Consider the following 22,068-nt stretch of genomic DNA (forward strand, 5'->3'; position numbering starts at 1 on the left):
GCTGGAATACTGTCCTGCTTGCGTTTTAATGGCTGCAAACAGGAGGTGTCATATGGCATGGAAAATATGGATTGCGCTACTCGTGTGGTTTGTTTCCGGTTTTAACCGAGGTTGGGCTCAGCCTTTTTGTCCACAATGGACTGCCGAACACGGGGCTCATGAGATCAATGCATTGCAAAAACAGATCGCCAAGTGGGATGAAGACTATTTTCTACAGGGCACATCGCCCGTACCTGATGAGATATATGACCAAATGGCTCAGCGGTTGAAAACGTGGAAGCACTGTTTTTCCCAAGCAAATCCAAGCCAAGTGGCGCTTGAACCGCCGAGCTTAGGCAATACGCTTCTTCACCCCGTGGCGCATACGGGGCTGAGTAAGTTAGAGAATGAGCCTGCGGTGCAGAGGTGGTTACAGGGTAAAAAAGGTGTATGGGTGCAGCCGAAAATTGATGGCGTGGCAATTACTCTGCATTACCAAGGCGGGCGTTTAGTCAATATGATCAGCCGTGGCGATGGTCTGAAGGGGCAAGATTGGACTAAGGCGGCGATGGTGATTGCCGCCATCCCTAAAAAGATTGTCGATGAAAACGCCGATGTTGTGTTGCAAGGAGAGCTATTCCTGAAGGTGACCGATCATCAACAGAAAAGAGACGGCGGGATCAATGCTCGGGCCAAAGTAGCTGGGGCCATGCGGCTAAAGATTTTACCTCCCGACACTGCCGCGCAGCTGGATGTTTTCATCTGGGGATACCCCGACGGCGCGGATAATATGCAACAAAGATTAAGCACGTTGACGCAGTTGGGCTTCCCGCTGGCAGAGCAATATACCAATGCGGTAGCCGATGTCGGTGCCGTTGGGTACTGGCGCGACTATTGGTATCAGCACGCATTGCCTTTTGTCACCGATGGTGTGGTGTTGCATATGGATCAACAACCCGTATCATCGTTGTGGCAGCCGTCACCGCCGGGATGGGCCGTGGCATGGAAGTATCCACTGAAATCCCAAGTTGCTGAGGTTAAAGACGTGCAGTTCAGTATTGGGCGCAGTGGGAGAATCAATGCCATCCTGCTGATCGACCCTGTGATGGTTGATGATAAACGTGTTAGCCGTGTGAGCTTAGGTTCCGTGATGCGTTGGCGGCAGTGGGATGTTCAGCCCCATGATCAAATTTCGGTGGTGCTAGCAGGACAGGGGGTTCCCCATTTAGAAAAAGTAATTTGGCGTAGCCCCGACAGAGTTATCATCAATGCACCTGACCAAAATAAATACCATTCATTAAGTTGTTGGCACTACACGCCAGACTGCGAGCAGCAGTTCGTTGCGCGCATAGTTTGGATGGTTCAAACCTTGGGTGTTTCAGGGGGTGGTGAGGTTTTCTGGCGAGAATTGGCGCAGCACGGATTGTTATCAGATGTGGATACAATTTTTAGGCTGACCGAGGCCGATTTAGTTAAGGCTGGTATTGGGGGGAGTCGAGCAAACAAGCTGAGCGACGAGCTAGGAAAAGTGAAAGCGGCTCCAGTAATAACGTGGCTGAAAGCGCTGGGAATGCCAAATACTTTAGCTAACTGTGGCTTAGAAAGCGTCGATTGCCACTTTTCATTGGCTCAAGAAAAGCAATATCAGCGGTTCTGGCATAACGCTGAGTGGCTTAAGCTTGTGGCTCGGTTAAGGCAGCAGGGCGTTGCTGCCTTTAATCAATTTTCTATTAGTGATCGGGCTGCTGATAGTCAAAGACCGGCAGTCCCAAGCGGAAACGCAGCGCCAATAAACGTGCCGTGAAGCCGGCAAATAGTGTAATCATCACCGTGAGATCTTGAGGGATAGATAAATAAAGCAATCCCATATAGAGCCACGCGGCGGCGAAAGAGATCCCCGCATACAGCTCTTTTTGAAACACTAACGGGATGCGGTTACAGAACAGGTCACGTAGGACGCCACCAAAGACACCGGTTACAACGGCAGCGATAGACGCGATGATCGGCCCATGTCCCATCTCTAACGCGACCTGAGCACCGATAATCGAAAACACCACAAGCCCGACGGCATCTAAAACTAAAAAGAGTTTACGTAAATGCGTCATCAACGGTGCAGCCCACGTTGTGACAATGGCGGCAACAGCAACGATAACGATGTTCTCAGGGTGTTTGACCCAGCTCAAAGGATAGTGGCCAAGCAGCATGTCACGTACAGAGCCACCGCCAATGGCTGTGGCAGAAGCAATGATAATAACGCCAAACATATCCATTTGACGGCGGCCAGCGGCGAGTGCGCCAGTCATGGCTTCAGCAGTGATCCCAACAATATAAAGAATACTCAGTAACATGACCCAACAACCTTTTAGAGCTGAAATGAGATAATAGAACATGCAGAGTAGTGACTTGCTGTGACTATCTCGACTGAGTTTTTCTAAAGGGTTAGGTTTCGAATTAATTTAGCTATGTCAAAATATTATCTTAATGCTGAATATATAGGCTTTATTTTATTTTAAATATTAATAATGGATAAGAATTTATAATTCGAAAATCAAACATTATCCCAATACGCGGGTGTCCCAAACTTATGGACAAAGAAATCGATGACAACGCGTACTTTAAGCGGAAGCCGCCGACTCTGCGGATAGAGAGCCGCTAGCTGCTGGGGCTCCAGCCTAGTGGATAAGGGATATTTCTCCATCAAACTCACCAGACGGCCATCTTGTAATGCATCCCCCAATAGCCATGTTGGGAAGACTACGATCCCTAAACCTTGGATTGCTGCGTCTAACAGCGAATCGGCATTATTTCCGGTGAAGGAGCCATGCAGGCTATAGGGAACCCATTGATTCTTAATTTGGAAAAACCATCTCTGCGCACCCGCAAAACCCTTAAATACGATGCAATTGTGATGCTCTAATTCTTCTGGCGTGGTTGGGATCCCAAAGCGATGTAAGTATTCTGGACTCGCGGCGATACGGTAGTTTTGTTGGGCTAGTACTCTGCCTTGTAGATTTGAGTCTGACAAAATACCGATACGAAACAGAAGGTCAGATGCATCTTGCATGGGATCGACAAAATTATCTGTTTGCACCAGTTCAACGCAAAGCTTGGGGTATTTTTCACAGAGCTCAGGAATATAGGGCGCGATATGCAGTCGGCCAAATACCACTGGAGCGTTGATGCGCACAAGCCCTGCAGGCTCAAGCTTCTTTTCCTGTAACGCTTGCTCAGCCTCCTCGAGCTGTTCGAGGACTCGTCGTGCGTACGTCGCCAATAGCCGACCGCTTTCCGTTGCAGTTACCGCGCGGGTGTGGCGATACAACAATTGTTGATTAAGCGCTTGTTCTATAAGCTGCATTTGGCGTGAAATAGACGATGGCGCAACGCCTTCTTTGCGTGCAACCGCCGAAAAACTTCCGTGATCGAGGACGGCAACAAACAATCGTAGTGCTTTTATATTGAGTTCATTGAACGCTTGCATGTTGTGCATATTCCGCAAAGAGGTTTTATCTATGGTGCGTTTTTGTGAATGGTTTTACTAGTGGGCTATTCAGCGGTTTTCCCTCTCCACTAAGGAGAGGGTAGGTACTATGACAATATCAAGATATTACGTTGAATTACTTTAAACCGCTGCGACGGGCGGAAACATTGGCCAGAGCTGACCAATCAAGATTACCGTCGCCTTGAGCGATAGCATCAATGAAGTTATCTCTTAATACGCTAGCGAATGGCATGGGTACGTTTTTCTCTTCGGCAGCTTGTTGTGCCAAGCGAACGTCTTTCAAACCAAGCGTTAGCTTGAAGCCTGCGGGGGTATAGCGTTCTTCGGCGATCATGCCGCCATAGTTTTTGTATACCGGAGCCGAAAACAGCGTACTGGTCAGCATATTGATAAAGTCTTTAGGCTCAATGCCGTGCGCTTTAACCAACGCTGCGGATTCCCCAACGGATTCAATGACGGTAGCAAGCATGAAGTTTGCCGCGAGTTTCACCGTGCTGGCCTGTTCTGGATTATCGCCGAAGTACCAAGTTTTTTGGCCTAATACATCGAATACAGGCTGTACGCGGCGGAGCTGCTCGGGCTCTCCAGCGGCTAAAATATTTAAATTCCCTGCGGCTGCAACGTCTACCCGTCCTAATACGGGGGCTGCAATGTAATGAATGCCTTTTTCTGCGCAGTAGCTTGCCATCTTACGCGTGAGGTCATTAGAAACCGTTGCCATATTGATATAGACCGCCCCCGCTGCTAACGAATCTAATGCGCCCTGAGCGATCATCACATCATGGGTAATCGCATCGTCGGCTAACATCGAAATAACAACTTCACTTCCTGCGATATCAGCAGGGCATTGGCAAAGCCTTGCACCATCGTCAACGAGCGGGTTTGCTGCAGCTGAGCTACGGTTCCATACAGCGACTTCATATCCTGCGTTTAGCAGGTTGTGCGCCATAGGCTGGCCCATAGAGCCTAATCCAAGAAAAGCGATCTTCATGAGTTACTCCTAGTCATTGTCTTCCGGTGTGATTGCAGGTTCCGGCTATTTTTGTATCCCCACCCTAGAGTTTCAGGAAAGGTGAGTCAAATCACTGCATGCTGTGCGTAATTCGCAAAACTGTTTAGCAACTCATGCTGTTTTTCGAAAGATAAAGGTGTCTGATAATGCTCGCCATCAGATTTAGCGACTTTTCGCGAATCGTTTGAATGATGCGGAGTGAGTAATCGATGACACAGCCAGAGCGACGTAAAACAGCGCATTCAGGCTCAATGAACGGCGCCTATATTCCATTGGTCATTATGGCCGGTATGGGGCTTTCTGTTGAAGCCGGATTGCTTGGGCCACTCGGTGAGGCGGTTGGGCACTTATGGGCGACGTTGAGCATATTTGGCGTAGGCGCAGCCCTACTGTTTCTTATCTCGTTATTAACCGGAAAGCCGACAGAGCATCGCTCTTTCAGCTCGCTGCCCCGTTGGCAACTTACTGGCGGTCTTCTGGGACCTGTGTACGTCATTATGTTGACGCTGGCGACGCCGGTGATTGGTGTCGCAATGACGATGATCGCCATTCTGTCGGGTCAGGTGGCGAAAAGCTTATTAATCGATCATTTTGGTTGGTTTGGGATCTCACGTAAACGCGTGGGGGTGCAGCGCCTACTCGCATTAGCGCTCATTGTCGCTGCTTTGATTCTTATCGCTGTGGGGGCGTCACAATGATGGGACATATCATAATGCTGGCGCTGGTGGTTTTGGCTGGCGCAGTTCTGAGCATGCAGGCCGCTATCAATGGCCGACTAGGTGAAAGCGTTGGGGTGATACGCAGCAGCCAACTGACGTTTGTTGTTGGCGCCGTTCTTAGTGGATTGCTGATTTTCTTCTTTGAGCCTTCACATTCACAGACTTTACTCACCGTGCCGAAATGGCAGTTGGCTGGAGCATTATTTGGCATGTTTTATATGTTGGTGATGGTGGCATCAGTACCGAAAATAGGCGTTGCGACAGCGACGGTGGCGGTGATTTGCGGGCAACTGTCGATGGGGATGATGATTGATACTTTTGGATGGTTTGGCAATCAAGCAATCGGCTTTTCCAGCAGTCGTATGGCCGCTTTAGTTTGCCTAGCCTTGGCTCTGGTATTGATTTATCGCAGTAACCAAGCAGAAGAACAATCCACAGAGTGATTGTTTGAGCGATAAAAAAGCCTGGCTCTACGATGGTAGAACCGGGCTTTTGTTTGTTGAAGCTGAGCAAAATTACTCGATGTTTTGGATCTGTTCGCGCATCTGTTCGATCAATACTTTCAGTTCGATAGCGGATGCGGTGACGTCTGCATTGATAGACTTGGATGCCAAAGTATTCGATTCACGGTTGAATTCTTGCATCATAAAGTCGAGACGACGGCCTACGGCTTCTTTCTTTTTAAGAATCACATAGGTTTCTTTGACGTGGGCTTCGAGACGATCCAGCTCTTCTGCAACGTCAACGCGCTGCGCCATCAGAACCAGCTCTTGTTCTAGACGGTTATTTTCCAACTGAACCTGAGCTTCTTCTAGCTTGCTAACCAAACGTTCGCGCTGCCACTGCAGGATTTCAGGCATCTGCTGACGAACCTTAGCCACTTCAGTTGATACGCCTTCCAAACGCTGCTCGATCATCGCTTTTAGGGCATTACCTTCGCGCTCACGGGCATCGATAAAGTCATCAATTGCAGATTCCAGTGCGGCCATCAGCTCGGTGCTGATAACGTCTAGATCTTGTTCGGCGGCAGACATCACGCCCGGCCAGCGCAGAATCTCCAGCGGGTTGATTTCACCCTCATCGCTTTGCATTTTGACCCAGTTCGCGGCTTCAACCAGCTGTTTTGCCAGTTTTTCGTTCAGGATCATAGAGCTTTGTGCGCTAGGGTCGAGCTCAAAACGCAGGTTACATTCGATTTTCCCGCGAGTTAAACGCGTACGCAGTCTTTCGCGCACCACAGGCTCTAGGCTGCGGAACTGTTCCGGCAGGCGAATATAGGTCTCAAGATAGCGCTGGTTAACGGAGCGTAGCTCCCAAGCTGCGCTGCCCCAGTTGCCTTTTATTTCACGGCGGGCGTAGGCTGTCATGCTGCGGATCATTTTGCGTACCTGTAAAAATGAATGATGTCAGGATTATAGCCCCGCACCGTCTGCCATGATAGGCATAAGCTCACGAACATGGCATATCGCTTTGGGTTGATGAGAAGAGGTGGCGGATGAATTTATCGAGAGCCTTTCGTTGGTGGGCTTGCTGCAACTCAAATTAATTTGGGTATAATGCGCAGCCACATTGAAATAAATATAAATGCTAGCCGGAGACAAGCTTATGCGTCCAGAAGGCCGAACTGCCGAACAAATCCGTCCGTTAAAACTGACCCGTAATTACACTAAACACGCTGAAGGGTCTGTGCTGGTGGAGTTTGGTGAAACTAAAGTGTTGTGCAACGCCACCGTTGAGGAAGGAGTTCCGCGCTTTCTAAAAGGTCAGGGACAGGGCTGGGTCACGGCTGAGTATGGTATGTTGCCACGTTCTACCCATAGCCGTATGGCGCGCGAAGCGGCCAAAGGCAAGCAGGGTGGTCGCACCATGGAAATTCAGCGTCTGATTGCGCGTTCTTTACGTGCTGCGGTTGACCTGAAAAAACTGGGTGAGTTTACCATTACGCTGGACTGCGACGTTATTCAAGCCGATGGTGGTACCCGTACTGCATCGATTACCGGTGCCTGTGTGGCATTAGCTGACGCGCTGAACGCCTTAGTCGCCGCAGGTAAACTGAAAGCTAACCCGATGAAGGGTATGGTTGCTGCGGTGTCTGTGGGGATCGTCGATGGTCAGGCAGTGTGCGATCTAGAATATGTTGAAGATTCTGCTGCAGAAACGGACATGAACGTTGTGATGTTGGAAGATGGCCGCATGATTGAGGTGCAGGGCACCGCAGAGGGCGAACCTTTCAGTCATGAAGAACTTCTCCAGCTACTGGCACTCGCCAGAGGCGGGATAGAGGAAATTATCCAAGCGCAGAAAGCGGCGTTGGAAAATTAATTGTTTGAGGCGACTTGTTAGTCGCCTTTTTTATGCCTGCAATTTGGCATGAGAAAAACGGTTGTACCCACGAGTGAATTATTTAATTACCGACAATGAAGGAGATGCACGCATGAAAGCCTATCAGCGCCAGTTTATTGAGTTCGCGCTAAGCAAGCAGGTATTGAAGTTTGGCGAATTTACGCTGAAATCAGGCCGTACCAGCCCATATTTCTTTAACGCTGGCCTGTTTAATACTGGGCGCGATCTGGCATTGTTGGGGCGTTTTTATGCCGAGGCATTGGTTGATAGTGGCATTGATTTTGATTTGCTGTTTGGACCTGCTTATAAAGGCATTCCTATCGCGACCACCACGGCGGTGGCGCTAGCAGAGCATCATGACCGAGATTTACCGTATTGCTTTAACCGCAAAGAAGCCAAATCTCACGGTGAAGGCGGAACTCTGGTGGGTAGCCCGCTGCAGGGCAAAGTTATGCTGGTGGATGATGTGATTACTGCGGGCACCGCAATTCGTGAATCAATGGAAATTATTCAGGCTCACAATGCTAAGTTAGCCGGCGTGCTGATTTCACTCGACCGCCAAGAACGTGGTCGGGCAGATATCTCTGCAATTCAAGAAGTAGAGCGTGATTATGGCTGTAAGGTGATTTCAATTATTACGCTGAAAGATTTGATCAGCTATTTGGAAGAGAAGCCGGAGATGGCTGAATCCTTGGCGTCAGTAAAAGCTTATCGCGAGCAGTACGGCGTTTAAGTGAATCGTTACTAAGAAAAACGGCCACTGATGAGTGGCCGTTTTTTATACGTTTAGGCTACTGAAGTTGGCTTGCCAGCAACGGCCAGCGCAAATCGAATTCTTGCGTTGGGCGATAGCGAAACTCTGAGCGTACAAAACGAGACAGCATACCTTCGCAGAAGGCTAAAAGCTGTCCTGCAAGCAGCGTTTCATCGTGAACAAACCCCTGGCCCTCACGGATTTTTCTCTCTTTTAGCACCTGTCGGATTTGGGCCTCAATACGCTCAAATAGCTGATTGATGCGCCCTTGAAGGCGATCTTGTTCAAACATTAGGGCATGGCCGGTCATGATGCGGGTCAGCCCCGGATTGCGTTCTGCAAATCCCAGAATCAACAGCAGAATAAGACGAAGCCTATTAAAGGTTTCTTTCTCATCCTGCAATATGAGGTTAATGCGGGTGATCAGACTGTCTTCGATAAACTCGATAAGGCTATCGAACATCCGCGTTTTACTAGGAAAATGGCGGTAAAGTGCAGCTTCTGAAACACCCACGTTCGCAGCAAGTTTTGCAGTCGTAATGCGTTGGCTACCGTCGCTGGATTCCAGCATTTGCGCCAGCGCCTGCAAGATTTCCTCGCGACGGTTCCTTTTCGTATTTTCTTTTTCTGCCATGCCAGACAAGATCCTTGCTAAGCGGTGATAACGGGCACACCAAACAGTTAGCCACCTTAGGGCGGCTTATTGGTTTTTTTTGCAGCGTGGTAATCGGCTTATTGGCGACCGGAGTGACCAAAACCACCGGCACCACGTTCGCTCGCGTCGAAAGATTCGACGAGGTTGAAGTCTGCCTGTACAACTGGAACCAGCACCATCTGAGCAATTCTTTCACCAGGTTCAATGGTAAAGGTCGTTTGACCACGGTTCCAGACAGAAACCATTAACTGACCTTGATAGTCAGAATCGATCAAGCCGACTAGATTACCCAACACGATCCCGTGCTTATGACCCAAACCCGAACGAGGCAGAATGATCGCCGCTAGACTAGGGTCTTCAATATGAATTGCCAGTCCGGTTGGTAACAGAGTGGTTTCACCCGGTGCCAAAATGACGGCTTCATCCAAACAAGCGCGTAGGTCTAGACCCGCAGAGCCTGGCGTTGCATAGGTTGGCAATGGGAATTGTTCACCGATGCGCGGATCTAAAATTTTAACGTCTATTTTTTTCTTCATAATGGCTGACAATCTCGTCAATTAAATAGTGGCCCAACAAGGACTTATTGCTGAGTGGCAACTGCTTATCGCCCTGCGGCCAAAAAAGGTGTAAGGCATTGGTATCGGTGTTAAACCCTTGCCCTTCTTGGGAAACATCGTTCGCACAAATCATATCCAGATTTTTACGTGCGAGTTTTTGCTTGGCGTATTCTTCCACATTCTGGGTTTCGGCGGCAAATCCTACGACATAGGGACGATGCTCAGTCAGGGCTGCAACACCAGCCACAATATCAGGGTTTTTCACCAGCTTAAGTGTGATTTCATCACCCTGTTTTTTTATTTTTTCGCCGCAAATTTGCTCGGCGCGATAGTCTGCCACCGCAGCGCAAGAAATGAAAATTTGATGTGCGGGAACCTGAGCAAGTACCTCTGTTTGCATTTCTAATGCGCTTTCCACGTCGATACGCACTACACCTTCAGGTGTTTTTTGATTAACTGGCCCGCTAACCAGCGTGACTTTAGCACCACGTTTTGCGGCAGCCGCTGCGATAGAAAAGCCCATTTTCCCTGAACTATGGTTAGTGATGAAACGTACAGGGTCTAGGGCTTCACGGGTTGGACCCGCGGTGATAAGAATGCTGTATTGCGCGAGATCCTGCTGTTGAGCAAAATGCGCCTGAATCATAGTGACTAGCACCATTGGGTCAAGCATACGACCTGGCCCTACATCACCACAGGCTTGGCTACCGCTGTCTGGTCCCCAGAGCTGTAAACCTCGGCGCTCTAGCGTCTTCAGATTCTCTTGCGTGGCCGCAGCGCGGTACATTTGTTGGTTCATCGCTGGGGCAATCGCAATAGGTGCGGCGGTTGCCAAACATACCGTGCTGAGAAGGTCATTTGCCATTCCAGCGGCAATGCGCGCAATTAAATCAGCGGTTGCCGGTGCGATAACGACCAGTTCAGCCCATTTACCCAGCTCAATATGCCCCATTGACGCTTCAGCAGCAGGATCAAGCAGGTCATCCGATACTGGATAGCCTGAAACGGCCTGTAAGGTTAGCGGGGTGATAAAGGCTTCAGCGCCTTTTGTCATTACCACACGAACTTCTGCGCCACGTTCTCGCAGTCGACGTACGATTTCTGGGCATTTATATGCAGCGATGCCCCCGCTGATGCCTAATACAATGCGTTTGCCTGTCAGTGCAGTCATGGTGTTGTTCCATTCGAGGCAGAAATTAGCGTGATTTTACCATAAGCAGAGAAGATGACATGTGTTGCAGTCGTTGCGATCGTTTTTTGCGCACTTCTTCGCATTGATGGCGTTTGGTACTCGACGCGATTTTAGAAATTGAGATGATGGCTTAAACACATCTTGTGAGTTTTATTTCATGGAAGAGAGCGTTGCAATAGCGTACTGGCCTTCAATGTTGGCCCCAAGAGAGAAGTTATTATCCCTAGGACGTGAATCACTGTCCGATCAGGAACTGCTGGCGATATTTTTACGAACAGGGACGAAAGGGATTAATGTGATGACGCTGTCATCACATTTGATTCGCGAGTTTGGCTCAATTTATAGTCTGATGCAGGCTGATTACGATAGTTTTTGCTCGAAACCGGGTCTCGGTATCTCTCGATATGCGCAGTTGCAGGCGGTGATGGAACTGTCAAAACGGTTTTTGCATCGCCAGCTCACTGAGCAAAGTGTCATCACTCGACCCGAGTTAACGGCGCTATATTTGCAAAATGTGTTCTCTGGATACGAGCGGGAAGCCTTTTTTGTCTTATTTTTAGACAACCAGCATCGCGTAATTCGCTCTGAGGAGATGTTTTCGGGTACTATAAACTGTGTGGATGTATATCCACGCGAAATTGTGCGTGGTGCGCTTAAGGTAAACGCCGTTGCGTTAATCCTCGCACATAATCATCCGTCCGGAATAGCAGAGCCCAGTGCAGCAGATCGTGTGCTCACAGAAAGAGTGGTGAAAGCTTGCGCGTTATTGGATATCCGTGTGCTAGATCATATGGTGATCGGTCACGGCCAGAGCGTATCTTTTGCTGAAAGAGGGTGGCTTTAAGCTTTTTTTCGCGATCCTTAGGGATCTTTGCTGTTCGGGTCTTGAGCACTTACGCTTCAGAGCGTATACTACGCCACCTTTGAGAATCTTGGTTGTAGCGTTAAGAGCCTATCTCAGCAGGTTTCGACCTGACTCAGAGTCTCCTCGGTGAAGTTTGCTGAGATGGGCTCTAAAGCCTGACGAGGCGGCTACTTCCTATACGAAGCTCGAGCTGATTTGATTTTTGGAGAATAGACATGTCCCGAGTCTGCCAAGTTACTGGCAAGCGTCCGGTGGCCGGTAATAACCGTTCCCACGCGATGAACGCAACCAAACGCCGTTTTCTGCCTAACCTGCATTCACACCGCTTTTGGGTTGAAGGCGAGAAGCGCTTTGTAACTCTGCGTGTATCTGCTAAAGGTATGCGTGTTATTGATAAAAAGGGTATCGAAACGGTCTTGGCCGAAATTCGCGCCCGCGGTGAGAAGTATTAAGGAACTGAATCATGGCTAAAGGTATTCGCGAGAAGATCAAGCTGGTTTCGTCTGCTGGTACTGGTCACTTCTACACCACTACCAAGAACAAACGTACCAAACCAGAAAAACTTGAACTGAAAAAGTTTGATCCGGTTGTACGTCAGCATGTGATCTACAAAGAAGCTAAAATTAAATAATTTTAGTGGATTTAAGAAAACCCAGCTTCGGCTGGGTTTTTTTATTCTAAAATGCCCCCACATGATGATTATAGCCGTCATCAGATGGCAAATTGCCTTTGAGTTGGGGAGTAAAATGCCAGAACTACCAGAAGTAGAAACTAGCCGCCGTGGGATCGAACCCTTTTTAGTCGGCCATTCAGTCGAACATCTTGTGGTTCGCCAGCCTAAACTCCGATGGCCAGTCTCTGATGAACTGCTTCGATTAAGCGATAAACCGGTGCTTAGCGTGCAGCGTCGTGCCAAGTATTTGCTGATTGAGTTGGCTGATGGATGGATTATTGTTCATCTTGGTATGTCTGGTAGCGTTCGTATCTTGCCCGCCGATGAACCCCCTCAAAAACATGACCATGTCGATATGATTTTGTCGAGTGGCATGATGCTGCGTTACACCGACCCACGCCGTTTTGGTGCTTGGCTGTGGTGTAGAGATTTAGATTCATCTAACGTGTTGGCCCATCTTGGCCCTGAGCCGCTCAGTGATGAGTTTGACGGTGATTATCTGTATCGGAAGTCACGTAACAAGAAGACCGCCGTAAAGGCGTGGCTGATGGATAATAAGGTGGTTGTGGGAGTCGGAAATATTTATGCTAGTGAGTCACTGTTTACCGCACGCATTAGCCCCGATCGGCCAGCTGGCTCATTAACGAAAAAAGATGCCGATGTGCTTGTGGAAACCATAAAAGCAGTGCTACTACGTTCGATTGAACAGGGTGGTACGACTTTGAAAGACTTTTTGCAGTCTGATGGTAAGCCTGGGTATTTTGCGCAGGAACTACAGGTCTATGGCCGAGCAGGGGAAGCATGTAGGGTGTGCGGCGAGAAAATACTGAGCGGAAAGCACGGGCAGCGCACGACGTTTTTTTGTCCACGCTGCCAGAAGTAGGTGCTAGATGAGTTTTTCACTCAGTGCCTGAGCAATTATTTCAGGCACGAAAGGAGCGATATCTCCACCGTGGCGAGCAACTTCTTTCACCAAAGATGATGAGATAAACGACCACTCTTTGGAGGGCATGAGGAACACGCTTTCCAACGTTGGCATCAAATGACGGTTCATATTTGCGAGCTGCATTTCATATTCAAAATCAGAAACAGCTCTGAGACCACGAACCAAAATATTGGCATTTTGATGCTGAGCAAAATGTGCCATGAGCTCACTAAACCCCAGAACTTCCACATTAGGCAGATGAGCTGTCACCTGCGTTGCTAAGGCGACGCGTTCTTCTAAGCTGAACATCGGTTTTTTGCTTGGGCTAGCTGCAATCGCAAGAATAACGTGATCAAACATGCTAGCGGCACGAGTCACTAAATCTAAATGACCGTTGGTCATCGGATCAAAAGTACCGGGATAGATGGCGCGCTTTTCCATGATTACCGCTCTCAATGATTCTTTACGGGAAGATAAGGTTCAAGCAGGTGTAATAATTTCTGTAATGCACCCTGATTCTGATATAGCACTTCAACAGCGTGGCGACCATAGTAGCTACGGTAGTCTTCATCAGTTAACAGCGTCGTGATCTCTTTTACCAAAGACGCTGCATCTGTCACGGTAATTAAACCATCGGCCTGTTCTAGTCTGGCACAGATATCTTTAAAGTTGATGGTATGAGGGCCCATAAGAACGGGGATCGCATGAGCTGCAGGCTCCAGCGGATTGTGCCCGCCTCGTTCGACTAAGCTTCCCCCCACAAAGGCAAGATCGGCAATGCCGTATAGCAACATCAGTTCGCCCATCGTATCGCCAATCACCACTTGAGTTTTGGCCGAGGGAATTTCGCCGGATGAACGAGTGATGTAGCTTAGACCTGCTTGCTGCGTGAGCTTAATGGCGTCGTTGAAACGCTCAGGGTGACGTGGGACAAGAATGAGTAACAGCTCAGGGAAGTGCTCTAGCAGCTGCTTGTGGGCATCAATCAAAATATCTTCTTCGCCTTCGTGGGTGCTGGTTGCAATCCAAACTTGACGATGAGGTGCCCACTGGCGTCGAAGCGTTACCGCTTTAGCGGCTAGCTGTGGCGTGACAGATATATCGAACTTTAAACTGCCAGTGACGGCTAATTGGGAGGGTTTTAGACCCAAAGAGATAAAACGTTCACCATCTTCTTGGTTTTGCGCAGCTATCAGCGTAATACGACGCAAGATATCACGAATAAAACCGCCGAGTTTTGCATAACCTTTTGCAGAGCGGGCAGACAAACGCGCATTGGCAATAACAAGCGGTATCTGGCGTTTATTGAGCGCAGTAATTAGATTTGGCCAAAGTTCGGTTTCCATGATGAGAACTAACTTCGGATTAACGCGGTCTAGAAAGCGGTTAATTGAACCGGGAAGATCATATGGCAAGTAGACATGCTGAACATCTTTACCAAACGCGGACTGCACGCGTTCGGATCCTGTTGGCGTCATCGTGGTTACTGTGATGGGTAACGTTGGATAGCGATGGCGCAATGCTCTAACTAACGGGATCGCCGCCAGCGTCTCCCCTACGGAAACTGAGTGCAACATGATCCCGCCGGAAAGCATTTTGTTTGAGCAAAAGCCATATCGCTCCGCCCAACGCTTTCTATAGGCAGGAGCTTTACGACCACGCATCCACAATCTGATCCAAATGAGCGGCTGGATTAGGTAAAGCAGTACGGTGTAAAGCGTTTGAAGCATAAGAGGTTTGTATGGTAGGTAAACTTGGTTGGGATTCTAAGTATTTAACTAAGGCAAAGCCATCACTTTTGGTCTTCAACCACCTGAAAAACCGAGAAATCACTTACAACTCATTGTTAATGATGTGGTTTTTATAGGGTTGTATTATTAATTTATAAATTCAATTTGATAGAGAATATTTTGCAGAAGTGCTTTTTCTTTTGTCAAAAATAATTTTGTTATTTGTTTGATTTTAAATGATTTATTGTTTTTTATTGGAAATAAGGAATTCGGCACCCACAATAACTAGTGATACAATAGGAAAATATAAACAGAGAAGATTTTATCAGTGAATTGGTTGCTGTAGAGCCAAGGGCGGTAGCGTGCCTACTCGCAGAGCACCTTTATACATAAGTGTGCGCGTACAGTGTCTTATAACCCGATAGATAAGAGCGGCAAGTGGATAAACAATATAAAAGAATACTCGTCATCAAGCTTAGGTTTCATGGGGACATGCTGCTGACAACACCGGTCATCAGTACGCTGAAACGCAACTATCCAGATGCCAAAATTGATGTCTTATTATATGAAGACACTATGCCAATTCTCTCGGAAAATCCTGAAGTTAATGCGCTTTACGGGATCAAAAATAGAAAAACGTCGGTATTTGAAAAACTAAAAAATGTGGCGAAGACGATTGGTTTGTTAAGGAAGAATAATTACGACTTAGTGATTAACCTGACAGACCAGTGGCCAGTTGCTTTTTTAGTTAAGTGCTTACAGGCAAAAGATAAGATTTCACTGAAGTTTCACCATCGTAAATCGATATTTTGGACAAGTTGTTTTAGTGAGTCGGTCCAACCTGAAGGTACGCATATCGTAGAGCGTAATTTATCGACTCTTACGCCTCTGGGGCTGCCAAAAATCATCACTGCAACAACGATGAGTTATCGACCTGATCATTGGCATACTATCCAGCAACATCTTTCTGAGAACGGTGTTGATAGCCAGCGCTATGTTGTTATTCAGCCAACGGCCCGTCAGATGTTTAAATGCTGGGATGAAGAAAAATTCTCAGAGGTCATTGATTCCTTAGAATCCCGTGGGTATAGCGTGGTGTTAACCTCAGGGCCGAGTGCTGCTGATATTGCCTGCGTAACTAAAATCAAAGAAAACTGCAAAATAAAACCTGTAACAGCGTTGGCCGGTAAAACATCGTTCCCTGAACTCGCGGCTCTGATTGATCATGCTTCTCTGTTTATTGGCGTCGATTCTGCGCCAATGCACATTGCAGCTGCTCTGAAAACGCCGATCATTTGCTTATTTGGTGCTACCGATCATCGGTTCTGGCGCCCGTGGAGTGACAATTTTATTATGTTTTGGGCTGGCGACTATCAGCCCATGCCGACCCGAGACAATCTGGATCGCCACCGAAAATACCTATCCTGTATCCCCGCAAGCGACGTTATTGAGGCTACAGAAAAGCTTCTGAAGGATAACTCAGATGAACTTACGTCTAGGGATAGCGAATGATGAATATTGCGTTCTGTTTATATAAATATTTTCCGTTTGGCGGATTGCAGCGTGATTTCTTACGTATCGCTTTAGCATGTCAGGCTCGTGGACATCATATCCGTGTTTATGCGATGTCTTGGGAAGGCGAACGACCAGCAGATTTCGAATACATCCAAGTACCAACTCGCTCACATTCGAATCATGGTCGAAATAAAGAATATAGTGATTGGGTAATACATGATCTGCAGACCAATCCAGCCGACATCGTAGTAGGTTTCAACAAGATGCCGGGGCTCGATTATTACTATGCCGCAGACGTGTGTTACGCCGAAAAAGTGGCGCAGGAAAAAGGATTTTTCTACCGATTAACTTCTCGCTATAAGCACTATGCGGAATTTGAGCGCGCAGTATTTTCAAATGAGAGTCACGCTGAGCTGCTAATGCTGACCGGCAAGCAAATTGCAGATTTCAAAAAACACTATCAAACTGCGCCCGAGCGCTTTCATATTGTTCCGCCAGGAATATCTTTAGATAGAAAATATGATCATCGTCCAGCCAATATTCGCGAAGATTTTCGGCAGCGCAGTGCTATTGCAGATGATGAATTACTGGTGCTACAGGTGGGTTCTGATTTTAAACGCAAAGGCGTTGATCGAACACTGCGTGCTATTTCTGCATTGCCAACGGCGGTTAAGTCAAAGACAAAGTTAATTGTCGTAGGGCAAGACAAGCCTAAGCGTTATCAAGCACTCGCCGCAAAACTGGGTATTTCATCTCAGGTTCAATTTTACTCTGGTCGAGATGATATCCCTGAATTAATGGCTGCTGCGGATGTGTTAATGCATCCAGCGTATCAAGAGTCAGCGGGCATCGTTTTAATTGAGGCAATTGCGGCTGGGTTGCCGGTTATTACGACAGAGACCTGTGGTTATGCTCATCATGTTGCTAGCGCGGGTTGTGGAGTGGTAATTTCTGAACCATTCGAACAGAAACAGTTAAATGAAGTTTTAGCTCGTGCGCTAGATGATACAAAACTGAGAGAAACATGGTCCGAATACGCTAAATCGTATGCGGATAAAGAAGATCTGTATAGCTTGCCAGAAAGAGCGGCGGATCTCATTTTAGGTGGTAAAAATGATTGAGTTAAAAGAGCCCTTAACCACATTGTGGAAGGGAAAAGATCCTTTTGTTGAAGTGGAGAAACTTCAAGGGGAGGTTTTTCGTGCTTTGGAGACTCGTAAAACGCTTCGTTTTTCTTTAGCAGAGAAATCATATTTTATTAAAATTCACTACGGCACTACGCTAAAGGAAGTTTTGAAGAATCTGATTTCTTTCCGTATTCCTGTATTGGGCGCCGATCGTGAATGGAAAGCGATTCACCGTTTATACCAATTAGATGTTGATACGATGAAAGGCATTGGCTTTGGCCAAACTGGGGTCAACCCACTGACGCGGAAGTCTTTTATTATTACTGAAGATCTAGCTCCAACAATTAGCCTAGAAGATTATTGTGCTGATTGGGAGCAAAATCCGCCCGATTTTCGTATCAAGCGCATGCTGATTAAGCGATTGGCTACGATGGTGAGGAAGATGCACCGTGGTGGTGTAAATCATCGTGATTGTTATATTTGCCATTTTTTACTTCACTTGCCGTTTGATGGTGATGAAAGCCAGCTCAAATTATCGGTTATCGACCTACACCGATCGCAGATTCGCAACAAAGTACCGCAGCGCTGGAGAGATAAAGATCTGATTGGTTTATATTTCTCATCCTCCAATATTGGGCTAAGCAAAAAAGATATTCTTTATTTTCTTAAAGTTTATTTTGATGCTCCATTGCATCAGATATTAGCGCAAGAACGGGAGTTACTAGAAAAGGCGATTGTGAAGTCTGAGAGAATTAAAGAACGTACTATACGTAAATCGCTATGACCGATCTTTTAGTGTATTGATAGGATAAGTGAGAAACTATGTTTTTCCATGAAGAGCACTACATCAAGGATGTCATAACATATACGGGTAATAAACCTGATGATAGCAGTCAATATCAGGATATTGCTTACGGGACGGATAAAAATTTTTTGTTTGGCTGTGCGGTATCAATAACGTCATTTCTTATCAAGAACCCAGAAGTAAAATTTAATTTTCATGTGTTCATCGATTCTTTTTCAGAGAGCGATAGAGAAAAATTTAAAGCTTTAGCTGAGCAATATAAAACAAATATCTCTATTTATCTCGTTAATGCAGATAGTTTAAAATCTCTGCCAGAAAATAAGCTTTGGACATATGCTATTTACTTTAGATTCATTATTGCTGATTATTTTAGTGAAAAGTTAGAGCGAATTACATATATCGATTCTGATGTTGTATGCAATGGTTCAATACAAGAGCTTGTTCATCTTCCTCTGGATGGCAGTGTAGTCGCTGCAGTTACTGAGCGTGATGAAAAGTGGTGGCTCCAACGTTCTGAGGTGTTAGGAAATAGCCTGATCGCCAAAGGGTATTTCAACACTGGTGTATTGGTGATTAACTTACCTGAATGGAAAGCACTTGATGTTAGCACGCAGGCAATGACGTCACTAAACGATAGCGCTATAAGAAGTAAACTGACTTACTACGATCAAGATGTGCTTAATATTATCCTAGCAGGACGCGTGCTATTTTTGGATAAGAAATACAATACACAATTTAGTTTAAATTATGAACTAAAAAAGGACTGTAAAAGCCCTGTTGACGAAAATACAGTGCTAATTCATTACATCGGTCCAACAAAACCTTGGCATGAGTGGGCTCAATACCCGAGTGCGGCTCCATTTTATCAAGCGAAAACGCTCTCCCCTTGGGGCGCAGTATCACTGATAAATCCTCGCAGCAGCAGCCAATTTCGTTACTGCGCTAAACATAAGTTTAACCAGAATAAATCTTTTGAAGGCATCTACTTTTACTTTATGTATTTCGTAAAGAAAATGTTTGGATGAAGTCCAATACCAATATTCGGATATTTTCATGATAGTTAGTAAAAAAATAAAAAATTTCAAAGTCTATATAAAAGACAATAATGAAATTTATGAAAACATATTCAGGGATTTTCTCAATAATAACCTTGATGTCATAAAAGTATTTCGTAGTATTGAAGATACCAAGGTTTCATTAATTAACACTCCCCATGGCAAGTTTGTATTTAAAGTTTTTGCACCACAAGAAAAAAAAGCTGAACGATTTTTCAAGTCTTTCGTTAAAGGTGACTATTATCTAAATTTGTTGCTTCAAACCGATAGAGTCAGAAATGAAGGTGTTACATTCCCGAATGATTTTTATCTCCTAGCGGAAAAGAAAATATTTAATTACGCTAGCGTGTTTATTATGCTGATTGAGTTTGTTGATGGTGTTGAACTGTCGGACGTTGGCGATTTCAATGAAAGCATTCGTGCTGAAATTCATACTAAGATGAATGAATTGCACCAACATAATATGGTTTCTGGCGATCCCCATAAAGGCAATTTCATTTTATCACCAGATGGGATAAGAATTATCGATTTATCAGGCAAAGCGTGTAATGCAAAACGTAAAGCCAAAGATAGAATTGATATGGAAAGACATCTTAATATTGATAATACCGTTAATGACTTTGCTTATTTTTCCGTTGTCTATAAGAACATTTTACGTCAAAAAATAAAATCATTTAAAGCAAAAATAAAAATGTTTTTAGGATTAAAAAAACGTAAGGCCTGAGTTAATTTTATGAATCATCCTCGATACATTTCAAGAAATGATGTAGATATGCTAATGAAAGAGAAAATGCATGAAAATGCAGTTGTTTTTCTTTCAGGTCCAACATCGGTGAATACACCACTTTCATTACTCAATCAATCGGATGTCATAGCGGTAAATGGCTCTGCTCGTTATCTCATTGAAAATGAAATTAAGCCATTTATCTATGTATTAACCGATGACAGATTTTTATTACAAAGAAACGATGACTTTAAGTTTTTTGTTAAAAATAGTCAGCATACTATAGTTAACTGTGATGTATTTGAGAAGGCGAGTTTAGAGGATAAGCAATTTTTGCAAGAAAATTGTCATATCATGAAAATGCTTTATAAAAGAGAGAAGGGTGGTTTTTTCAAGAAGATAAAATTCAAAATTTTGTCAATGAGAAATAAAAATATTTTAATTGACGTGCCACTGTCAAAAAGAAGAAGATTAGTTGGGTTTAGTTTAGATATCAGTGATGGGTATTGTTCTTGTCATACCGTTGCATATGCTGCAATCCAAATTGCCTATAGTTTACGTTATGCAAAAATCATATGCTCTGGCCTAGATTTAGTTGATTCGTGTTCTCGGTTTTATGATAAAAATGGCGAGTCATCAATGCCTTCTGAACTAAGCCGAGATTTGGGGAAAATTATTCCATTCTTTCACTATATGAAAAATAACGTTAAAGATATCAATATATATAATTTGTCAAATAATACGGCAATTGATTATAAAATCATCCCGTATTTAGATGCGAAAGAATAAGTGGTTTTAGTTATTTTTGTTTTGATTTTATTGGAGTCTCATCAGTGAAATTAGGTTCTTTTCACAGAAGAAAAAAAGTTTTTATTAAAGACTTTAAAATTTTCATGATGATGGTTTTATTTTTCCGTTTTAAAAAAAATGTTTTTGAAACGAAAAAAATAAAAAACATCTTAATCATGAGGGATAATAACAAGCTTGGCGATATGATCATATTTACTCCGCTTTTTCGGGAGTGTCATCGGTTAGGCCTAGACGTGTCTGTCGTTACGGGTGACGTATGTGCTGAGTTGCTAAAAGAAAATAAAAACATTAAAAATATATTCGTATGTAAAGAGAAATTCTTTAATATGTTCTTTCTCGCTCTTAAACTGAGAAAGAAAAAATATGATTTAGTTATTGATCCTCTTAATGAAGTACATAGCTATCGCAGTATTATGATGATGCAGGTAATTAATCCCAAGCACATTCTTGGTTTTAATAAAAAGGGAAAATATAAAACATATGATATTAGTTTACCGGAAGATTTATCATTAAATCGACATACATCAGAAAGAATTAAATCAATTCTACAGAAAATAAAACCTGATATAGATCTTGATAAAGTAGATATGTCATATGACTTACCTGTCCCACAGGATGTCGATGCAACGGTAAAACAATACCTAGAACGTTTTAGCGGAAAAACAACGGTGTTGCTAAATCCATTTGGGGCGCTCAAAACGAGAAAATTCAGCGCTACTAAAATTAGTGCAATTGTAGATATTATTAAGAAAAAAATCGAGAATCCCGTCATAATTATCTCTGGGCTTGATTCCGAGATTAGGCATATAACAATAGATGGTGTAGAAAAAACGCCTTTTACTCGATATATACATGCTACATCTTTGGTAAAACAGGTTGATTACATTGTTTCTGTTGATACATCGATAGTTCATGCAGCCACTGCATTCAATAAACCTATCGTAGCTTTCTATCCGATGTCTAAAGCCCGAGTCAATTCACAGCCCTTAACTTGGGGGCCGAACAGTGAACATGCTATTCAGGTATTATCGGATACGCGTAATGTTGAAGATATTCCTGATGATATAATTAGGTATGCTATTGAAAACATGATTTCGATGAGAAACTAAAAGGGCCCGGAAGGGCC

General features: G+C 45.1%; 25 protein-coding genes. 16 read left to right on the forward strand and 9 right to left on the reverse strand.

The genetic code is table 11. The features are described from left to right. The first annotated feature begins 52 nt into the window (after positions 1–52). On the forward strand, positions 53–1,783 hold the full coding sequence (gene ligB / locus BN1044_RS07600) for an NAD-dependent DNA ligase LigB (protein ID WP_072308179.1): 1,731 nt from the start codon (positions 53–55) through the stop codon (positions 1,781–1,783). On the opposite strand, the gene BN1044_RS07605 is transcribed toward ligB, so the two are convergent. The 3 genes from BN1044_RS07605 to BN1044_RS07615 form a co-directional block, all read right to left on the reverse strand. Further along, entirely contained in the window at positions 1,710–2,327 is a 618-nt protein-coding gene (locus BN1044_RS07605; protein ID WP_072308180.1) for a trimeric intracellular cation channel family protein, read from the reverse strand. The two genes, ligB and BN1044_RS07605, sit on opposite strands and share 74 nt — an antisense overlap. Positions 2,328–2,527: 200 nt before the next feature. Beyond that, a complete protein-coding gene (locus BN1044_RS07610; RefSeq protein ID WP_072308181.1) occupies positions 2,528–3,460 on the reverse strand; it encodes a LysR family transcriptional regulator in 933 nt (310 codons plus the stop codon). 136 nt (positions 3,461–3,596) lie between these two features. Then, positions 3,597–4,472 carry an NAD(P)-dependent oxidoreductase gene (locus BN1044_RS07615; protein ID WP_072308182.1) on the reverse strand — a complete coding sequence of 292 codons (876 nt, stop codon included), beginning with the start codon at positions 4,470–4,472 and terminating at the stop codon, positions 3,597–3,599. A gap of 272 nt (positions 4,473–4,744) precedes the next feature. Here BN1044_RS07615 and BN1044_RS07620 point away from each other — a divergent pair, with 272 nt between their 5' ends. Together BN1044_RS07620 and BN1044_RS07625 are read left to right on the forward strand one after the other, a co-directional pair. Continuing rightward, the gene (locus BN1044_RS07620) at positions 4,745–5,191 is read left to right on the forward strand and encodes a DMT family transporter (RefSeq protein WP_139130916.1); all 447 of its coding nucleotides are present in this window, start codon (positions 4,745–4,747) and stop codon (positions 5,189–5,191) included. Next, positions 5,188–5,655, forward strand: coding sequence for a DMT family transporter (locus tag BN1044_RS07625; RefSeq protein WP_072308184.1), 468 nt, complete (start codon positions 5,188–5,190; stop codon positions 5,653–5,655). The genes BN1044_RS07620 and BN1044_RS07625 overlap by 4 nt, the downstream gene beginning before the upstream one ends. A gap of 72 nt (positions 5,656–5,727) precedes the next feature. Here BN1044_RS07625 and BN1044_RS07630 read toward each other — a convergent pair whose 3' ends face one another. Further along, positions 5,728–6,591 (reverse strand): YicC/YloC family endoribonuclease, encoded by an 864-nt coding sequence (locus BN1044_RS07630; protein ID WP_072308185.1) that lies wholly within the window; start codon positions 6,589–6,591, stop codon positions 5,728–5,730. A gap of 226 nt (positions 6,592–6,817) precedes the next feature. Between BN1044_RS07630 and rph the strand changes: the two genes are divergently transcribed. Both rph and pyrE read left to right on the forward strand, forming a co-directional pair. Further along, positions 6,818–7,534 (forward strand): ribonuclease PH, encoded by a 717-nt coding sequence (rph, locus tag BN1044_RS07635; RefSeq protein WP_043490059.1) that lies wholly within the window; start codon positions 6,818–6,820, stop codon positions 7,532–7,534. Between the two features lie 112 nt (positions 7,535–7,646). Next, entirely contained in the window at positions 7,647–8,288 is a 642-nt protein-coding gene (gene pyrE, locus BN1044_RS07640) for an orotate phosphoribosyltransferase (protein ID WP_040045244.1), read from the forward strand. 58 nt (positions 8,289–8,346) lie between these two features. Here the strand turns inward: pyrE and slmA are convergent, their stop codons facing one another. The 3 genes from slmA to coaBC all read right to left on the reverse strand — a co-directional run bounded on the left by slmA (position 8,347) and on the right by coaBC (position 10,692). After that, positions 8,347–8,943 carry a nucleoid occlusion factor SlmA gene (slmA, locus tag BN1044_RS07645; RefSeq protein ID WP_043490061.1) on the reverse strand — a complete coding sequence of 199 codons (597 nt, stop codon included), beginning with the start codon at positions 8,941–8,943 and terminating at the stop codon, positions 8,347–8,349. A 98-nt stretch (positions 8,944–9,041) separates the two neighbouring features. Continuing rightward, positions 9,042–9,500, reverse strand: a complete 459-nt coding sequence (gene dut, locus BN1044_RS07650; protein WP_043490063.1) for a dUTP diphosphatase — start codon at positions 9,498–9,500, stop codon at positions 9,042–9,044. Further along, complete coding sequence (gene coaBC / locus BN1044_RS07655; protein WP_072308186.1) at positions 9,478–10,692, reverse strand: bifunctional phosphopantothenoylcysteine decarboxylase/phosphopantothenate--cysteine ligase CoaBC; 1,215 nt, start codon at positions 10,690–10,692, stop codon at positions 9,478–9,480. Before coaBC ends, dut begins: the two co-directional genes overlap by 23 nt. Positions 10,693–10,870: 178 nt before the next feature. On the opposite strand from coaBC, the gene radC reads away from it, so the two are divergent. From radC to mutM, 4 genes are all read left to right on the forward strand, one after another. Then, entirely contained in the window at positions 10,871–11,557 is a 687-nt protein-coding gene (gene radC, locus BN1044_RS07660) for a RadC family protein (RefSeq protein ID WP_072308187.1), read from the forward strand. A gap of 236 nt (positions 11,558–11,793) precedes the next feature. Next, on the forward strand, positions 11,794–12,030 hold the full coding sequence (gene rpmB / locus BN1044_RS07665) for a 50S ribosomal protein L28 (protein ID WP_008815765.1): 237 nt from the start codon (positions 11,794–11,796) through the stop codon (positions 12,028–12,030). An 11-nt stretch (positions 12,031–12,041) separates the two neighbouring features. Continuing rightward, on the forward strand, positions 12,042–12,209 hold the full coding sequence (gene rpmG, locus BN1044_RS07670; protein WP_001051798.1) for a 50S ribosomal protein L33: 168 nt from the start codon (positions 12,042–12,044) through the stop codon (positions 12,207–12,209). Between the two features lie 115 nt (positions 12,210–12,324). Beyond that, entirely contained in the window at positions 12,325–13,134 is an 810-nt protein-coding gene (mutM, locus tag BN1044_RS07675; RefSeq protein ID WP_072308188.1) for a bifunctional DNA-formamidopyrimidine glycosylase/DNA-(apurinic or apyrimidinic site) lyase, read from the forward strand. Positions 13,135–13,137: 3 nt separating this feature from the next. Here the strand turns inward: mutM and coaD are convergent, their stop codons facing one another. Together coaD and waaA are read right to left on the reverse strand one after the other, a co-directional pair. Next, positions 13,138–13,617 carry a pantetheine-phosphate adenylyltransferase gene (coaD, locus tag BN1044_RS07680; protein WP_072308189.1) on the reverse strand — a complete coding sequence of 160 codons (480 nt, stop codon included), beginning with the start codon at positions 13,615–13,617 and terminating at the stop codon, positions 13,138–13,140. 11 nt (positions 13,618–13,628) lie between these two features. After that, on the reverse strand, positions 13,629–14,906 hold the full coding sequence (gene waaA / locus BN1044_RS07685; protein WP_072308190.1) for a lipid IV(A) 3-deoxy-D-manno-octulosonic acid transferase: 1,278 nt from the start codon (positions 14,904–14,906) through the stop codon (positions 13,629–13,631). Positions 14,907–15,344: 438 nt separating this feature from the next. Here waaA and rfaQ point away from each other — a divergent pair, with 438 nt between their 5' ends. The 7 genes from rfaQ to BN1044_RS07720 are packed head-to-tail and all read left to right on the forward strand — an operon-like array spanning position 15,345 to position 22,051. Then, positions 15,345–16,418, forward strand: a complete 1,074-nt coding sequence (gene rfaQ / locus BN1044_RS07690) for a lipopolysaccharide core heptosyltransferase RfaQ (protein WP_072308191.1) — start codon at positions 15,345–15,347, stop codon at positions 16,416–16,418. Next, positions 16,418–17,542, forward strand: coding sequence for a glycosyltransferase family 4 protein (locus BN1044_RS07695; RefSeq protein ID WP_072308236.1), 1,125 nt, complete (start codon positions 16,418–16,420; stop codon positions 17,540–17,542). Before rfaQ ends, BN1044_RS07695 begins: the two co-directional genes overlap by 1 nt. Further along, positions 17,535–18,332 (forward strand): lipopolysaccharide core heptose(I) kinase RfaP, encoded by a 798-nt coding sequence (rfaP, locus tag BN1044_RS07700; RefSeq protein WP_072308192.1) that lies wholly within the window; start codon positions 17,535–17,537, stop codon positions 18,330–18,332. Before BN1044_RS07695 ends, rfaP begins: the two co-directional genes overlap by 8 nt. A gap of 38 nt (positions 18,333–18,370) precedes the next feature. Next, on the forward strand, positions 18,371–19,378 hold the full coding sequence (gene waaO / locus BN1044_RS07705) for a lipopolysaccharide 3-alpha-galactosyltransferase (protein ID WP_072308193.1): 1,008 nt from the start codon (positions 18,371–18,373) through the stop codon (positions 19,376–19,378). A 28-nt stretch (positions 19,379–19,406) separates the two neighbouring features. Then, the gene (rfaY, locus tag BN1044_RS07710; RefSeq protein WP_072308194.1) at positions 19,407–20,132 is read left to right on the forward strand and encodes a lipopolysaccharide core heptose(II) kinase RfaY; all 726 of its coding nucleotides are present in this window, start codon (positions 19,407–19,409) and stop codon (positions 20,130–20,132) included. Positions 20,133–20,141: 9 nt separating this feature from the next. Beyond that, positions 20,142–20,921 carry a 3-deoxy-D-manno-oct-2-ulosonate III transferase WaaZ gene (gene waaZ, locus BN1044_RS07715; RefSeq protein ID WP_072308195.1) on the forward strand — a complete coding sequence of 260 codons (780 nt, stop codon included), beginning with the start codon at positions 20,142–20,144 and terminating at the stop codon, positions 20,919–20,921. 44 nt (positions 20,922–20,965) lie between these two features. Beyond that, entirely contained in the window at positions 20,966–22,051 is a 1,086-nt protein-coding gene (locus BN1044_RS07720; RefSeq protein WP_072308196.1) for a glycosyltransferase family 9 protein, read from the forward strand. The last annotated feature ends 17 nt before the right edge of the window (positions 22,052–22,068 follow it).

The organism is Hafnia alvei (assembly GCF_900095695.1).
GTDB classification, from domain to species: domain Bacteria; phylum Pseudomonadota; class Gammaproteobacteria; order Enterobacterales; family Enterobacteriaceae; genus Hafnia; species Hafnia alvei_B.

What these genes read in the sequence shown, in the direction of transcription:
- ligB (WP_072308179.1), top strand. Translation starts at nt 53, where the DNA reads ATGGCATGGAAAATATGGATTGCGCTACTCGTGTGGTTTGTTTCCGGT.
- BN1044_RS07605 (WP_072308180.1), bottom strand. Translation starts at nt 2,327, where the DNA reads ATGTTACTGAGTATTCTTTATATTGTTGGGATCACTGCTGAAGCCATG.
- BN1044_RS07610 (WP_072308181.1), bottom strand. Translation starts at nt 3,460, where the DNA reads ATGCAAGCGTTCAATGAACTCAATATAAAAGCACTACGATTGTTTGTT.
- BN1044_RS07615 (WP_072308182.1), bottom strand. Translation starts at nt 4,472, where the DNA reads ATGAAGATCGCTTTTCTTGGATTAGGCTCTATGGGCCAGCCTATGGCG.
- BN1044_RS07620 (WP_139130916.1), top strand. Translation starts at nt 4,745, where the DNA reads ATGAACGGCGCCTATATTCCATTGGTCATTATGGCCGGTATGGGGCTT.
- BN1044_RS07625 (WP_072308184.1), top strand. Translation starts at nt 5,188, where the DNA reads ATGATGGGACATATCATAATGCTGGCGCTGGTGGTTTTGGCTGGCGCA.
- BN1044_RS07630 (WP_072308185.1), bottom strand. Translation starts at nt 6,591, where the DNA reads ATGATCCGCAGCATGACAGCCTACGCCCGCCGTGAAATAAAAGGCAAC.
- rph (WP_043490059.1), top strand. Translation starts at nt 6,818, where the DNA reads ATGCGTCCAGAAGGCCGAACTGCCGAACAAATCCGTCCGTTAAAACTG.
- pyrE (WP_040045244.1), top strand. Translation starts at nt 7,647, where the DNA reads ATGAAAGCCTATCAGCGCCAGTTTATTGAGTTCGCGCTAAGCAAGCAG.
- slmA (WP_043490061.1), bottom strand. Translation starts at nt 8,943, where the DNA reads ATGGCAGAAAAAGAAAATACGAAAAGGAACCGTCGCGAGGAAATCTTG.
- dut (WP_043490063.1), bottom strand. Translation starts at nt 9,500, where the DNA reads ATGAAGAAAAAAATAGACGTTAAAATTTTAGATCCGCGCATCGGTGAA.
- coaBC (WP_072308186.1), bottom strand. Translation starts at nt 10,692, where the DNA reads ATGACTGCACTGACAGGCAAACGCATTGTATTAGGCATCAGCGGGGGC.
- radC (WP_072308187.1), top strand. Translation starts at nt 10,871, where the DNA reads ATGGAAGAGAGCGTTGCAATAGCGTACTGGCCTTCAATGTTGGCCCCA.
- rpmB (WP_008815765.1), top strand. Translation starts at nt 11,794, where the DNA reads ATGTCCCGAGTCTGCCAAGTTACTGGCAAGCGTCCGGTGGCCGGTAAT.
- rpmG (WP_001051798.1), top strand. Translation starts at nt 12,042, where the DNA reads ATGGCTAAAGGTATTCGCGAGAAGATCAAGCTGGTTTCGTCTGCTGGT.
- mutM (WP_072308188.1), top strand. Translation starts at nt 12,325, where the DNA reads ATGCCAGAACTACCAGAAGTAGAAACTAGCCGCCGTGGGATCGAACCC.
- coaD (WP_072308189.1), bottom strand. Translation starts at nt 13,617, where the DNA reads ATGGAAAAGCGCGCCATCTATCCCGGTACTTTTGATCCGATGACCAAC.
- waaA (WP_072308190.1), bottom strand. Translation starts at nt 14,906, where the DNA reads ATGCTTCAAACGCTTTACACCGTACTGCTTTACCTAATCCAGCCGCTC.
- BN1044_RS07695 (WP_072308236.1), top strand. Translation starts at nt 16,418, where the DNA reads ATGAATATTGCGTTCTGTTTATATAAATATTTTCCGTTTGGCGGATTG.
- rfaP (WP_072308192.1), top strand. Translation starts at nt 17,535, where the DNA reads ATGATTGAGTTAAAAGAGCCCTTAACCACATTGTGGAAGGGAAAAGAT.
- waaO (WP_072308193.1), top strand. Translation starts at nt 18,371, where the DNA reads ATGTTTTTCCATGAAGAGCACTACATCAAGGATGTCATAACATATACG.
- rfaY (WP_072308194.1), top strand. Translation starts at nt 19,407, where the DNA reads ATGATAGTTAGTAAAAAAATAAAAAATTTCAAAGTCTATATAAAAGAC.
- waaZ (WP_072308195.1), top strand. Translation starts at nt 20,142, where the DNA reads ATGAATCATCCTCGATACATTTCAAGAAATGATGTAGATATGCTAATG.